Here is a 12,650-nt window from a genome sequence, read left to right as displayed (position 1 = left end):
GCTTTTTCGTAACTGGTTTGTGAAAATTTTACAATTTATTTACATTTCATTATTGTATAATTTTGAACGACTTTACGACTTATTAGGTCATGGATTGAGATGACTGTTTATAACAAATTAAAAATTGCCATTTTCACCATTATGTCTTCGCCTTCTCTTTATGCGATTACATTAGACCCTATACAAATTCAGTCCGCACCCGGCGATTTGTTATATGCAGAAATGAATTTCCAAAAAGCTGACCCTAACGCAACTTTACAAGTCAGTTTAGCAACTCCTGAAGATTTAAGTACTCTAGGTGTGTCTCATCAGCCTCCAGGAAATCTTAATTTTTATACACGCCAAAACGGTCTAGGTTCGGGGGTTATTGTTATTACCTCATCTCGCCCTATTCTTGATCCTGAACTCAATATTGTGGTGAAAATTAGTGAAGGTTCTGCCACACGTTTGCAGCATATTAAAACTTTAATTAAGCCTTCCTCTATAAAAAAGACTGAAAATAACGAAAATACTTTATCACCTCAGTTTATTGTCAATGAAAAAGACATTGCTCTAAATCTGCCAGAAAGTACTCCATATGCATCACCAACTGCAGCCTTAACTACAAATAATTCGAATAATGAACATAGCCTTAATATTAGTTCTGGAACTGCTCCAGCTATAAATACAAATTCATCTAACACGCTTAGTGAAAACACTTCCACTCAGATTACTCAACAAGTTGCAACAGCTACTGCCCCTAATCAGACAGTAACAGAAAATCAAATTAAACCGACTCCCCCTAAGACAGATACAAATGATTCACCCAAAACTCCTATCAAGAATCTAATATCGCAAAAGAAATCACCATCTAAAAAGACTCTAAACCAAAATCCTGTGAAGAAACAATCTCTAAGTTCCTACAAAGGGCCAGCATCATCAGGTAAATATGTCGTACAACGTAACGAGTCTTTATGGAGTATTGCCAATCGTATTGCAGCACAGACCAAACAACCTATAGCTAAGGTCATGCGAGATATCCAAGCTCAAAACAGACATGCTTTTATTCAAGGTGATGTAAACCGTTTACGTCAGGGAATCGCCCTTAACCTAGCTCACTCTCCTACTGCCAAACCTCAGCAAAACAAGTCAAAAACAGACATAACACATACTGCAAAATCAACTTCTGGCAAAGCTAAATACCGTTTACAACAAGCGGAAATGAGTATCGTGGCTGAAAACAGCCAAAATTCTAGCCATGGGAGTGCTAAAAAGAGCACACAACAAAGTCAAAACAATACTGAGTTAGCAGTAAAAGTTATGACAACAAGAGAAAAAACCGTTACATTACAAAGGAATGTAACCAAACTAAATCAAACTTTACGTTTAAAAGACCAACGTATTCAACTTTTGAATGCGCGTTTAGCAGAGTTACAACAGCAGTTACAAGCACAGCAACAGGCTCATAAGCAAAAACATTAAGTTAAAACCAGAGTTAGCTGACTTTATATTGCAAATATTTATTTTTTAAGGGGAAAGTAATGTTATATGTGATTCCGTTTATCATATTACTCGTGGTCGCTGTTGTTTTAAAAAAGCGCGAGAATAATCAAAAACAAGAGGCCACTTCCCCGAAGACGGTAAATAGAAAAAGTAATAAAAAAGCGAATGCTAAATCGAATAAAAACTCGCGTGAAAAGAGTAAAGTAAATGTGGTTGAACAAGCGGCTCCCGCTCTTCCACAAAGTAATCCTATACCGGAAGTTTTACGTCAAACCATTCTACAGCTCATTCGAGAAAAACAATTTTCAGCGGCTGAAGCTCAAGTCAATCAGGCGCTGAAAAAAGATAATACCCAACATGAACTGTATTTATTACTTCTTGAGATTCATATTGCTCAAAAAGATGAATTTGCGATTCAGCAACTTGTTAGTCATATTCGCAGCTTGGCATTAAATGAAATAGCTACTCAAGCAGAAGCTAGAAAAAAAGAATATGAGTCATCAAGACAACCCGATGCTATTGATTTTCCTCAAGCTAAAACATATGAAGAACCCAAAGATACTCCAGACACAACTGCTCAGTTTGATCAGTTAACAACAAGTTCTTCTGAAACTTCTTTTGATGACTTGCAGAAAGACTATACACCTGTAAAACAAGAACCTACTGTTGAAGTTGAACCTTTAGAATTTAACTTTTCATTTGAACAAACTGCAGTTACAGAAAATACTAGCCAACCTGTACACAAACCAGAATTATCAACATCGCAAGAAGTACTAGATTTATCGTCATCTCAAGAAAAAAACGATCTCGCTGATTTAGAGTTTTCTTTTGAGTTGGCACCTTTACATGAAACTAAGGAAAAAACTCAAGTAGTAGAAGTACCAGCAAATCAAGAGAATAACGCCAATGCATTAGATTTTAATCTTGAATTAAATCCGCCAAATACAGAGTCGAAATCTAATGAACAAGTTTCACCATTAGATGGGCTTAAATTAGTAGAACAAACTCCATTAGAAACAACACCAATCGCACCTCTAGAGTTCTCATTAGATGAGTCTGCGTTAGTTATAGCACCAGAGATTGAAACTCAAAATCATATAGATTTAGTAAGCAAAGAGTCTGTTCAAGATCAGATAAAAGATCCACTTCTTGAAGCCTTTCCAGAGTTAAAACAGTTAGATGAAAATGAACTTGATCTAAAACTAGCTGAGCAATACATCAAGTTAGGAGCCTACCCAGCAGCTCAAGCCTTATTGGCAAGCAATGAGCAAAAATTCAACACAGAACAACAACAACGCGCGAAAAACTTACTTAATCGCATAGCTTCTTAGAACTGTTCGATTTACCATAAGCAGTCAGAGATGACTGCTTTTTTATGCCTGCAAAAATATGAAAAAAATAGCCTTATTTTATATGGGTGGTACTTTTGGTTGCATTGGTGAACCTCTAGCTCCTATGCCTTATGAGCAATTCTTACCTCAACTTGAAAAAGTGATTCCCCCACACTTAACAGTTGACTGCTTTGCTGCACCCAATATTGTTGATAGCAGTGCATGTACGGCACCTGACTGGTTACGCCTGATTCAACGTATACAACAACTACAACTTGAAGGTTATCAGCATTTCGTTGTTATTCATGGTACAGACACGCTCAGTTATGCGGCTGCAACCTTAGCCCGCTTTTTAGGCCAAAGCTGTCATATTGTGATTACCGGTAGCCAATACCCGTTACTCAATATTCAAGGCGATAACACCCGTGAATTTACTGATGCAATTGAGAACTTATATCTTGCATTAGAACAAGTGATTGCTTTACCTGTGGGTGCTTATCTTGCATTCCACCATCAAGTATTCCACGCGCAAACTGCACTAAAAACGCATACGACTGAACTCGATGCATTTTCAGGATTAAGTAGTGAAGCTGAGTTTACGCCTCAGCAAAATGAATTGATCGTTCAAGATGCCCAAATTGAACGAGCTGCTTCCTTCCAGATTTTAAACTGGATGATGCAACCCATTGCAACACAGCACTTAGTACAACAATTACGTCACTTACTTTCGGCCCCACCACACTTTTTAGTGTTACAAGGTTTTGGTACTGGCAATATTGCAGTAAACCAAGAATTACTCGCAACATTAGATGAGCTTTACACACGTGGCTGTGTTCCGATTCTTACCACTCAGGTGACATTCGGTGGTATTGATCAACGTTATGCGATTAGTGCATGGGCCAAAACTGCAAAAATTGTCATCAGTGATGCACATAGTCATGCAGATCTTTATGCAAAAGCACTTCAAATCTATTTAAAATACCCAACCCCAGAACAATGGCTAAGCCATTGGAATGAAAATTTGCATTAAATAGAGGTAAAGCTATGCAACGTTATGCGGTCGGTATTGAATTTAGCGGAGTTCAATACCGAGGTTGGCAAACACAACAGCCAGGCGTTGCCAGCGTTCAGGAAACGATCGAGCGTGTACTGAGTAAAATTGCAGATGAGCCCATTGCACTTCACGGTGCGGGCCGTACTGATGCGGGAGTACACGCAACCAACATGGTGGCACATTTCGATACGAATGCCATTCGTCCAGAAATGGGATGGTTAAGAGGGGCAAATAGCCAACTACCTAAAGATATTTCCATTCAGTGGATTAAACTGATGGATGAAAGTTTTCATGCCCGCTTTAAAGCGACTGCTCGACGTTACCGCTATATCATCTATAACGCACCTCATCGCCCAGCACTATTACACAAGCAAGTTACGCACATTTACCAAAAGCTAGATGTGCAAAAGATGATTGAAGCTGCCAGTAAATTTGAAGGAACGCATAACTTTGAAACTTTTCGCGCAGCAGCATGTCAGTCCAATAAGCCTGTACGACATGTAACGCATTGCCGTCTATTTGAACATGGTCGCTATTTGGTGTTAGATATTCAAGCAGACGGTTTTTTACACCATATGGTGCGTAATATTGTCGGTTGCTTACTCGAAATTGGTCAAGGTATGTATGAGATTGATCATATCGATGCAATGTTTGCAGCGCAGGATCGTAAGGCAGCTGGGGTAACCGCCCCACCCGATGGCCTTTACTTTATTCAATGTAATTATCCTGAGCAGTTTGATTTGCCGCAACCACCACTTGGGCCACATTGGCTAAACTTACCTGAGTAAGCTTAGCCAACTTTACATATACTTATCTAGCGATGCTGTTTACGCTTGTACTTATCTAGCGATGCTGTTTACGCTTGCGGTATTCCACAGGTGTTTCATTCGTCCAACGCTTAAATGCACGATAGAACGTACTTGGCTCAGAGAAACCTGTTAAATATACAATACGCTCCACACTTTCGCTGGTATTTGCCAAAAGTTTTTTAGCTAAACGACAACGATAGTCAGAAAGTATTTGCTGAAAACTGGTATTTGCCTCACTGAGCTGGGTGCGCAAGCGACGCGGGGTAATATTCAACTGAGCAGCAACCGTCTCTAAAGTTGTTTCTCCGCTTTCGAGGGTTGAACCAATCGCACGGCGAACTTCCCCCACCAAATCATAGCGGGCCAATTCCTGCAATTTCTCAATTGCAAGCTGCTCATGCAATTGCAATAACTCTGGCTCTGCTTGCCAAAGCTGGAAATCTAAAATAGCTGGGTCAAAATATAAACGTGTCTCTTTCTGACCTAAACTCACTGGGCAGCCAAATACACGGAAATATTCATCCTCAGAAGCTCCTTCACTAAAATTAAAGTCGATGAAGATAGGATGAAATTGCCCTTCAGTAATGAACTTAAAAAATCTAAGCACGCCCGAAATTGCACATTCAGAGAAATGGCGATTAACGAGATTGTCAGCACCAATCTGTTCGCCATTGGTTAAATAACAACGTCCATCTTCAACTACTAGTTTTGCATCAAATGCATCACTAATGAGTCGCTGATAAGCTAAGGCCCGTTTTAGACCTTCACCAAAAGTTTCACTACTAATAAATAGATGTTCAATCACCTGCCCTCGATACAAAGGCAAATGTTCACCTAAATGCAGACCGATATCTGGATCTTTACTGACTTCCTGAGCGGCAGTCCAAAAGGCGTACTGTGCACTTAACGGTGTACGTGCATTGGTATCGACCTGATTTAAAGCAACTCCCGCTTTGGTTAATATTTCTTCTGTTGGCAAACCCGCACGACGAATCGCTTGATAGCCAAAGCGTAATACAACTGATGCATCTGTTAGCTGACCCACGCAGTGCCCTTCCATGTAGATACTTCATTGATATTTAGGGTTGTTGACCTTTATGCAATTAACAGTCCCTAATAACTATGATTTTAGATTAGCGTTGATTGACCAAACTGACAACAGAATTACACTTCTTTTGTGAAAAAAATTACATCTTTTTTTATTAGTCATACTTTAACCAGATGCTTTAGCAGAAGTGTGTCTATCTTGTTTTTTTTAAAAAAATTGACTATAATTTGCGCCTTTCCAATTTGATCATCAGGTAGGCTATGGCCAATAAAGAGGAACTCATTGAGTTCGAAGGCGTTGTCACCGAAACGCTTCCTAATACGATGTTCCGTGTACGTCTTGAAAACGGTCACGAAGTTATTGCACACATTTCTGGTAAAATGCGTAAACACTATATTCGTATTCTTACTGGTGACAGTGTAAAAGTCGAAATGACTCCATACGACTTAACTAAAGGTCGTATTACGTACCGTGCTCGCTAATTAGTGAATGCAAAAAAGCCACTTCATGATGTGGCTTTTTTATTGCGTCATTTATTCATTTAAGCGACTGGTTTTACATCCCACCGTTTGGCATTCACGCAATCTTTCTTGTAGCCAATGGTTTCTTTCTTGCGTTGTCTGTAAACGACATTGCACGTCTACACTATTTCTATTTGAATCTGTACACTCTGCGTCACGTTGACGTATCCATGCAAGCTGAGACTTCTTGAGAATATTTTTCTGCGTAGTGTTTAACTTTACTCGCAGTGCTTGATAGTTCTTATTCAGATCTGCATCAGCACTCGCATAAATTTTATTTGTACAGTAAATATCATCATAAGTGTTTCGGGCACTATCACAGTTATCTCCATAGACCGCAGTCATTCCGAAGCTGCATAAAAAAGCAAAAACTATTTTTCTCATGCTTTTCTTCCTTAAGTTTTCTATAAAATTATTATTAAAGTGGTTCAAATTTAATTGATAAATCGATAGACAAATTTACCTTCCATTTATCATAATCCTCCTTTTTTACTTTACAAGCCTCCAAATCCAACCTATTGTTCTTTAATAATAAATATAATTTTATATAGTGAGAAAAATGAACATATATACCCGCTGCCAAATTGGCTTATTATCTTTCATCATTATTTTTCTTAACGGTTGTGCTAGCCACCCACGTCAATCCGTAGATTTACAGGAATATTTAAAAGGCTTTTTAGGTAAATCCTCGGCGACCATTCAACAAGATATCAACCTACGTAGTCTTGGTTTTCAAGTCGCCAATACACCGCAAAAAACATCCAATCAGCTCATCTATACAATATTGCGCCCTTTAAGCATTCCAATTCCGATGGTGAGTAATGTTGATATGAGAGGAAGTTCTATTCCTGTCCAATCAGGAAATCTTGGTGCTAATTCTTATGATATTAATTTCAATTGCAAAGTGATTTTTCAGCTTAAAAATGACATTGCCGAGTCAATCTTATATGAGGGTAAAGCCTGCTAAAACATTGGCACAAAAAAACGCAGCATTGAGCTGCGTTTTTTATAACAGGCTTTTAAGCAAGAGCAGCTACAACAGCCTCACCCATTTCGACTGTACCTACTTTTGTCATACCTTCAGACATAATATCTGCCGTACGCAAACCTTGATCAAGTACTTGACCTACTGCATCTTCAATTGCTTTTGCAGCAGCTTCTTCACGGAAGGTATAACGAAGCATCATTGCAACAGAAAGAATAGTTGCTAATGGGTTTGCCACATTTTGACCCGCAATATCAGGTGCAGAACCATGGCAAGGCTCATACATACCTTTGCCATTTTCATCTAACGATGCCGATGGCAACATGCCGATCGAACCTGTAAGCATCGCTGCTTCATCAGATAAGATGTCGCCAAATAAGTTACCAGTTACAATTACGTCAAACTGTTTCGGCGCACGTACAAGTTGCATGGCAGCGTTATCGACATACATATGTGAAAGCTGAATATTTGAATAATTTGCTTGCTGTAAATCAGTGACTGTTTGCTTCCAAAGCTCTGTAACCTCTAAAACGTTAGCCTTATCTACAGAACAAACCTTTCCACCACGTAAGCCTGCAAGCTCAAAAGCTACTTTTGCAATACGCTTAATTTCGCTTTCAGAGTAAACATCGGTGTTATAACCTTGCTTTTCACCGTTTTCGAGTTCTCGAATACCACGTGGCTGACCGAAATAGATACCTCCAGTCAATTCACGAACAATTAAAATATCTAAGCCAGCAACAATTTCAGGCTTTAAGCTAGAAGCATCTGCTAATTGCGGATATAAAATCGCTGGGCGCAAGTTAGCAAACAAGTTAAGTTCGCTACGAATTTTTAAAAGACCACGTTCAGGGCGAATAGAACGCTCAATGGTGTCCCATTTTGGTCCGCCTACCGCACCTAATAAAATTGCATCAGCTTTTTTTGCTTGTTCACTTGTTACTGCTGGGTACGGTTCACCATGCGCATCAATTGCCGCGCCGCCTAATAAGCCATGTTCCCAAGTTAACGATAAATTAAATTTTTCATTTACTGTATTTAATACTTTTTCTGCTGCCCCAACAATTTCAGGACCAATACCATCACCAGCTAAAATTAAAATCTGTTTAGACATGAACTTTTTCCATTTTCCAAAGACAAGCAGTGCTACAACTACCGCGGTGTTAGTTTTTTCTGCTCAAGGAATTCACCTAGTCCCGTTGTAACATCAAATGGTCGACAAAAACGGCGGATGACACGCCCATCTTGTTCTAAATCGACACATAATGGATCTGGTACAGAAACATTCAGCAAACTACCCGAACGGTTAGATTTGTCCCGGTACATTTTAAATGTATAGCGATGGTTAGCATTAAACTGGTGAATCACATGAAATGTTTCTGCACGATCTGGAGAGATCGGATAGAAACGAATCACCACTTCATATTGTTTAGCAGGCACAGATAAATATAAGCTGTTAGTTTGACTAAGCACTGAACCTTGTAATCTCACAATCCCTTGATGAATTGCCTGATTACTAATTCTTCGTGTTTGCGCATCCACTACAGTAATATCATTTAGTCGTTCAAATTCACAACTCTTCGCGCCCGAACAATATATTGCTGCATTCTGCCCCAAATTTTCTTGTTCAGCCTGCTTAATGCGGACAGTATCCACTACATTGTAAGTGCTTTGACAAGCACTGAGTGTTATTGCGCACAGGCTCAACAAAAAGCTATGAGTAACGTTCCTCTTCATTGTTCAAGCCCAATCCTCATCTAGTGCATAATTCTAAGGTGTTTTTATGCTTTAGCATGTTAGCAAGAGTTTGAACGCTACGCCATGGCTATGTTTAAAATGTACCGAAAGGTTAATTCAACTCTTGGAATACCCAAGGACGAACTTGTTTAGTTTTTTCTTCATAAGCGCGAATTGCGTCCGCATTTTGAAGAGTTAAACCAATATCATCCAATCCATTTAACAAGCAGTGCTTACGAAATGGATCAACTTCAAATTTAAACGCTTCACCTGTTGGAGTACGTACTTCTTGAGCTGCTAAATCAATTGTTAATTGATATCCCTCATTAGAAGCACATTCTTTAAATAACTGCTCAACTGTTTCTTCTGGCAAAATGACAGGTAACATGCCATTTTTAAAACAGTTATTAAAGAAAATATCAGCAAAGCTTGGTGCAATAACCGTACGGAATCCATATTCATTTAATGCCCAAGGTGCATGCTCACGGCTTGAACCACAACCAAAGTTAGTACGGGCAATTAAAACAGTTGCTCCTTGATAACGAGGCTGGTTTAAAACGAAATCCGGATTTTTTGGACGTACTGAATTGTCCTGTCCTGGATAACCTTCATCTAAATAACGAAGTTCATCAAATAAATTATCGCCAAAACCAGTGCGTTTAATCGACTTTAAAAACTGTTTTGGAATAATTAAATCTGTATCAACATTGGCACGATCTAATGGTGCAACGATACCTTGTTCAACTGTATAAGCTTTCATGGTTTGCTCCAGATCGAATTAAAATGAACGAACATCAACGAAGTGACCAGCGATTGCAGCCGCTGCCGCCATTGCTGGGCTCACCAAGTGAGTACGACCACCATTGCCTTGACGGCCTTCAAAGTTACGGTTTGATGTCGATGCACAGTGTTCACCTGGTTGTAATTTATCTGCATTCATTGCTAAACACATTGAACAACCCGGCTCACGCCATTCAAAGCCTGCTTCCAAGAAGATTTTATCTAAGCCTTCTTTTTCAGCTTGTTGTTTGACTAAACCAGAACCCGGAACAATCATGGCTTGCTTAATGGTAGACGCCACTTTACGGCCCTTAACCACCTCAGCCGCAGCACGGATGTCTTCAATACGAGAGTTCGTACAAGAACCAATAAAGATACGATCAAGCTGAATATCAGCTAATGCTTGACCCGCATTTAAACCCATATATTGATAAGCACGTGTCCAATCATTACGTTGAACGTCATCTTTCGCTTGTTCTAAAGTTGGCACAGCTTCAGTAACTGGAATAACCATTTCTGGTGAAGTTCCCCAAGATACTTGTGGTTCAATTTCTGCGCCATTTAACTCAACTACAGCATCAAACACAGCATCTTCATCTGAATGCAATGTGTTCCAGTAAGCAACTGCTTGTTCCCATTGCTCGCCTTTTGGTGCGTAGCTACGGCCTTTCACGTATTCAATAGTTTTGTCATCAACTGCAACCATACCGACACGAGCACCTGCTTCAATCGCCATGTTACATACCGTCATACGCCCTTCAATCGACATATCACGGAAAACTTGGCCGCCGAATTCGATTGCATAGCCTGTACCACCAGCAGTACCAATTTTACCGATAATCGCCAAGACAACATCTTTTGGTGTTACGCCTTTACCCAATACGCCATCTACACGAACTAACATGTTTTTAGATTTTTTCTGAATCAAGCATTGTGTTGCTAACACATGTTCAACTTCAGATGTCCCAATACCATGCGCCAAGCAACCAAAAGCACCGTGAGTTGCTGTATGTGAATCGCCACATACGACCGTCATGCCCGGTAAAGTTAAGCCCTGTTCAGGCCCAACTACATGCACAATCCCCTGACGAATATCATTAATACTAAACTCAACAATATTAAAGGCTTTACAGTTGTCATCTAAGGTTTGAACTTGAATACGAGATGTATCATCTTCAATACCAGCGATGCCTTGGTCACGTTCCTTTTTAGATGTTGGAACGTTGTGGTCTGGTGTAGCAACGTTTGCACTTAAACGCCATGGTTGACGATCCGCAAGTTGCAAACCTTCAAATGCTTGTGGACTTGTCACTTCATGCAATAAATGACGGTCAATGTATAGTAAACATGAGCCATCATCACGCTGTGAAACAACGTGGTCATCCCACAATTTGTCATATAAAGTTTTGCCTGCCATGTCGTCTTGCTCCATTGGACTGGGTAATTCTGATCTTTCTTCGATTATAGCCAGAGTTTCACATAAATCTAATTTATCATTTTTATAAATTAGAAAACTTTTTGGAATAAATTATAATTTCCATAAGGTACATCAAATTTAATAAATCGTTTTTGTTAATGATTATCATTTGCATAATCAATTTTTAATCTTATACTCTAATGCCTATACTAAAAATATCTAAAGTGGCTAAAGAGAATGATTATGGCTAACATCCAAAAATTCGTTATAAATAATCAACGTACCTTAAAGAAAACCTTAAGCTATTACATTATGCATATTACTGTCGCAATGCTAGTCGCATACTTTGTAACAGGTAATATCTGGATGGCTTTAACATTAAGTATGCTCGAACCAACCGTACAAGCTTTTGCTTTTTTCTTCCATGAAAAAGTTTGGGCTGCTAAAGATCGCCGCGTATCAACCTTAGCTGAAAAAGAAACAACGGCTTAGGCTAAGATTAGTGCGGTAATTCACAACTTTCTCACTCGTTTTGCTGCAAGCATGATACGATTTTGGCTCGGCAACTTTAGCCCCTCGATTTTTCTATTCCAAGTTGAGTTGTATTATGAATCTTGCAGCCTTTGAAGCTTTTGTAAAAGTTATGGAAACAGGGTCTATCTCTGTGGCAGCAGATCAGTTATTTATTACTCAACCTGCTGTTACCAAACGAATTCACAGCTTAGAAGAATATTTTGGCGTAAAACTATTCGAATCTGCTGGTCGAGGTGTTCAGGCAACTCATGCTGCACATTCCTTACTTCCTAAAGTTAAAAACTGGTTAAATGAGCTGGGTGATATTCACCATACGCTGAGCCATGAACAAACTCAGGTACAAGGCCGCTTGAAAGTCGGTACGAGTCACCATATTGGTTTACATCACTTACCTGCACCGCTTAAACATTTTGTTCAGCAATTTCCTCAAGTCACTCTAGATGTGCATTTTGTTGACTCAGAGCAAGCCCATGAACAAGTATTGGCTGGTGATTTAGAACTAGCATTTTTAACGCTTCCTCCTTCAGGAGATGAGCGTCTTAACTACATTACAATTTGGAATGATCCTTTAGTTTTCGTTGCAGCTCCTTTTCATCCGTTGGCGCAAAAAAAGAATCTCACCTTACAAGATTTAATTGAATATCCAAGCTTATTACCTGCTGCACAAACTTATACTGCTCAAATCACTTTAGCTGAGTTTGAAAAACAAGGACTTAAACCCAAAATCACCATGAGTAATAACCCTCTTGAGTCTATTCGCATGTTGGTTTCGATTGGTTTAGGTTGGTCAGTTTTACCAAAAACTCTGTTGAATCAGGATATGCAGCAGCTTGATTTAAATGTTGAGATGAATCGTCAATTAGGTATGGTATGGCATCCTGCACGCACTCAATCTAGAGCCATGCAGGAGTTGATTAAAATGATGCAGGAAGCATAAAAGGCTCTCATTTAA

14 protein-coding genes are annotated in these 12,650 nt (G+C 39.3%); 8 read left to right on the top strand and 6 right to left on the bottom strand.

Annotated features, from left to right (window positions below; translation table 11 throughout):
• Nucleotides 1-99 precede the first annotated feature (99 nt).
• From ACXM0J_RS08955 to truA, 4 genes are read left to right on the top strand one after another with little or no spacing between them, the layout of a single operon-like run.
• A complete protein-coding gene (locus ACXM0J_RS08955; RefSeq protein ID WP_086265063.1) occupies nucleotides 100-1,461 on the top strand; it encodes a type IV pilus assembly protein FimV in 1,362 nt (453 codons plus the stop codon).
• 59 nt (nucleotides 1,462-1,520) lie between these two features.
• Nucleotides 1,521-2,813, top strand: coding sequence for a hypothetical protein (locus ACXM0J_RS08950; RefSeq protein WP_213034404.1), 1,293 nt, complete (start codon nucleotides 1,521-1,523; stop codon nucleotides 2,811-2,813).
• 58 nt (nucleotides 2,814-2,871) lie between these two features.
• On the top strand, nucleotides 2,872-3,843 hold the full coding sequence (locus tag ACXM0J_RS08945; protein WP_060465236.1) for an asparaginase: 972 nt from the start codon (nucleotides 2,872-2,874) through the stop codon (nucleotides 3,841-3,843).
• A gap of 14 nt (nucleotides 3,844-3,857) precedes the next feature.
• Entirely contained in the window at nucleotides 3,858-4,655 is a 798-nt protein-coding gene (gene truA / locus ACXM0J_RS08940; RefSeq protein ID WP_086265064.1) for a tRNA pseudouridine(38-40) synthase TruA, read from the top strand.
• 55 nt (nucleotides 4,656-4,710) lie between these two features.
• On the opposite strand, the gene ACXM0J_RS08935 is transcribed toward truA, so the two are convergent.
• Complete coding sequence (locus ACXM0J_RS08935) at nucleotides 4,711-5,721, bottom strand: AraC family transcriptional regulator (protein ID WP_046811473.1); 1,011 nt, start codon at nucleotides 5,719-5,721, stop codon at nucleotides 4,711-4,713.
• A 263-nt stretch (nucleotides 5,722-5,984) separates the two neighbouring features.
• On the opposite strand from ACXM0J_RS08935, the gene infA reads away from it, so the two are divergent.
• Nucleotides 5,985-6,206: a translation initiation factor IF-1 gene (gene infA, locus ACXM0J_RS08930; RefSeq protein ID WP_001284370.1), complete on the top strand. Its 222-nt coding sequence runs from the start codon at nucleotides 5,985-5,987 to the stop codon at nucleotides 6,204-6,206.
• Nucleotides 6,207-6,257: 51 nt separating this feature from the next.
• On the opposite strand, the gene ACXM0J_RS08925 is transcribed toward infA, so the two are convergent.
• Nucleotides 6,258-6,629, bottom strand: coding sequence for a lysozyme inhibitor LprI family protein (locus ACXM0J_RS08925; RefSeq protein ID WP_086265065.1), 372 nt, complete (start codon nucleotides 6,627-6,629; stop codon nucleotides 6,258-6,260).
• Nucleotides 6,630-6,804: 175 nt separating this feature from the next.
• Here ACXM0J_RS08925 and ACXM0J_RS08920 point away from each other — a divergent pair, with 175 nt between their 5' ends.
• The gene (locus tag ACXM0J_RS08920) at nucleotides 6,805-7,212 is read left to right on the top strand and encodes a hypothetical protein (protein WP_086265066.1); all 408 of its coding nucleotides are present in this window, start codon (nucleotides 6,805-6,807) and stop codon (nucleotides 7,210-7,212) included.
• Nucleotides 7,213-7,264: 52 nt separating this feature from the next.
• On the opposite strand, the gene leuB is transcribed toward ACXM0J_RS08920, so the two are convergent.
• From leuB to leuC, 4 genes are all read right to left on the bottom strand, one after another.
• Nucleotides 7,265-8,344, bottom strand: a complete 1,080-nt coding sequence (gene leuB, locus ACXM0J_RS08915) for a 3-isopropylmalate dehydrogenase (RefSeq protein ID WP_086265067.1) — start codon at nucleotides 8,342-8,344, stop codon at nucleotides 7,265-7,267.
• 38 nt (nucleotides 8,345-8,382) lie between these two features.
• Nucleotides 8,383-8,967 carry a hypothetical protein gene (locus ACXM0J_RS08910; protein ID WP_069141732.1) on the bottom strand — a complete coding sequence of 195 codons (585 nt, stop codon included), beginning with the start codon at nucleotides 8,965-8,967 and terminating at the stop codon, nucleotides 8,383-8,385.
• A 112-nt stretch (nucleotides 8,968-9,079) separates the two neighbouring features.
• On the bottom strand, nucleotides 9,080-9,727 hold the full coding sequence (gene leuD / locus ACXM0J_RS08905; RefSeq protein ID WP_068565210.1) for a 3-isopropylmalate dehydratase small subunit: 648 nt from the start codon (nucleotides 9,725-9,727) through the stop codon (nucleotides 9,080-9,082).
• Nucleotides 9,728-9,745: 18 nt separating this feature from the next.
• The gene (gene leuC / locus ACXM0J_RS08900; RefSeq protein WP_213034405.1) at nucleotides 9,746-11,164 is read right to left on the bottom strand and encodes a 3-isopropylmalate dehydratase large subunit; all 1,419 of its coding nucleotides are present in this window, start codon (nucleotides 11,162-11,164) and stop codon (nucleotides 9,746-9,748) included.
• A gap of 237 nt (nucleotides 11,165-11,401) precedes the next feature.
• On the opposite strand from leuC, the gene ACXM0J_RS08895 reads away from it, so the two are divergent.
• Together ACXM0J_RS08895 and ACXM0J_RS08890 are read left to right on the top strand one after the other, a co-directional pair.
• Nucleotides 11,402-11,656 carry a DUF2061 domain-containing protein gene (locus tag ACXM0J_RS08895; protein ID WP_171072215.1) on the top strand — a complete coding sequence of 85 codons (255 nt, stop codon included), beginning with the start codon at nucleotides 11,402-11,404 and terminating at the stop codon, nucleotides 11,654-11,656.
• A gap of 115 nt (nucleotides 11,657-11,771) precedes the next feature.
• Nucleotides 11,772-12,635 carry a LysR family transcriptional regulator gene (locus ACXM0J_RS08890; RefSeq protein ID WP_086265069.1) on the top strand — a complete coding sequence of 288 codons (864 nt, stop codon included), beginning with the start codon at nucleotides 11,772-11,774 and terminating at the stop codon, nucleotides 12,633-12,635.
• The last annotated feature ends 15 nt before the right edge of the window (nucleotides 12,636-12,650 follow it).

It is taken from the genome of Acinetobacter sp. GRABPA_MV_2, from assembly GCF_056725885.1.
The sequence above is the reverse complement of the archived record's forward strand: the minus strand, read 5'-3'. Positions and strand labels throughout refer to the sequence as shown.

Bases quoted from the DNA above. Each gene is read 5' to 3' on its own strand.
- ACXM0J_RS08955 (WP_086265063.1), top strand. From the start codon at position 100: ATGACTGTTTATAACAAATTAAAAATTGCCATTTTCACCATTATGTCT.
- ACXM0J_RS08950 (WP_213034404.1), top strand. From the start codon at position 1,521: ATGTTATATGTGATTCCGTTTATCATATTACTCGTGGTCGCTGTTGTT.
- ACXM0J_RS08945 (WP_060465236.1), top strand. From the start codon at position 2,872: ATGAAAAAAATAGCCTTATTTTATATGGGTGGTACTTTTGGTTGCATT.
- truA (WP_086265064.1), top strand. From the start codon at position 3,858: ATGCAACGTTATGCGGTCGGTATTGAATTTAGCGGAGTTCAATACCGA.
- infA (WP_001284370.1), top strand. From the start codon at position 5,985: ATGGCCAATAAAGAGGAACTCATTGAGTTCGAAGGCGTTGTCACCGAA.
- ACXM0J_RS08925 (WP_086265065.1), bottom strand. From the start codon at position 6,629: ATGAGAAAAATAGTTTTTGCTTTTTTATGCAGCTTCGGAATGACTGCG.
- ACXM0J_RS08920 (WP_086265066.1), top strand. From the start codon at position 6,805: ATGAACATATATACCCGCTGCCAAATTGGCTTATTATCTTTCATCATT.
- leuB (WP_086265067.1), bottom strand. From the start codon at position 8,344: ATGTCTAAACAGATTTTAATTTTAGCTGGTGATGGTATTGGTCCTGAA.
- ACXM0J_RS08910 (WP_069141732.1), bottom strand. From the start codon at position 8,967: ATGAAGAGGAACGTTACTCATAGCTTTTTGTTGAGCCTGTGCGCAATA.
- leuD (WP_068565210.1), bottom strand. From the start codon at position 9,727: ATGAAAGCTTATACAGTTGAACAAGGTATCGTTGCACCATTAGATCGT.
- leuC (WP_213034405.1), bottom strand. From the start codon at position 11,164: ATGGCAGGCAAAACTTTATATGACAAATTGTGGGATGACCACGTTGTT.
- ACXM0J_RS08895 (WP_171072215.1), top strand. From the start codon at position 11,402: ATGATTATGGCTAACATCCAAAAATTCGTTATAAATAATCAACGTACC.
- ACXM0J_RS08890 (WP_086265069.1), top strand. From the start codon at position 11,772: ATGAATCTTGCAGCCTTTGAAGCTTTTGTAAAAGTTATGGAAACAGGG.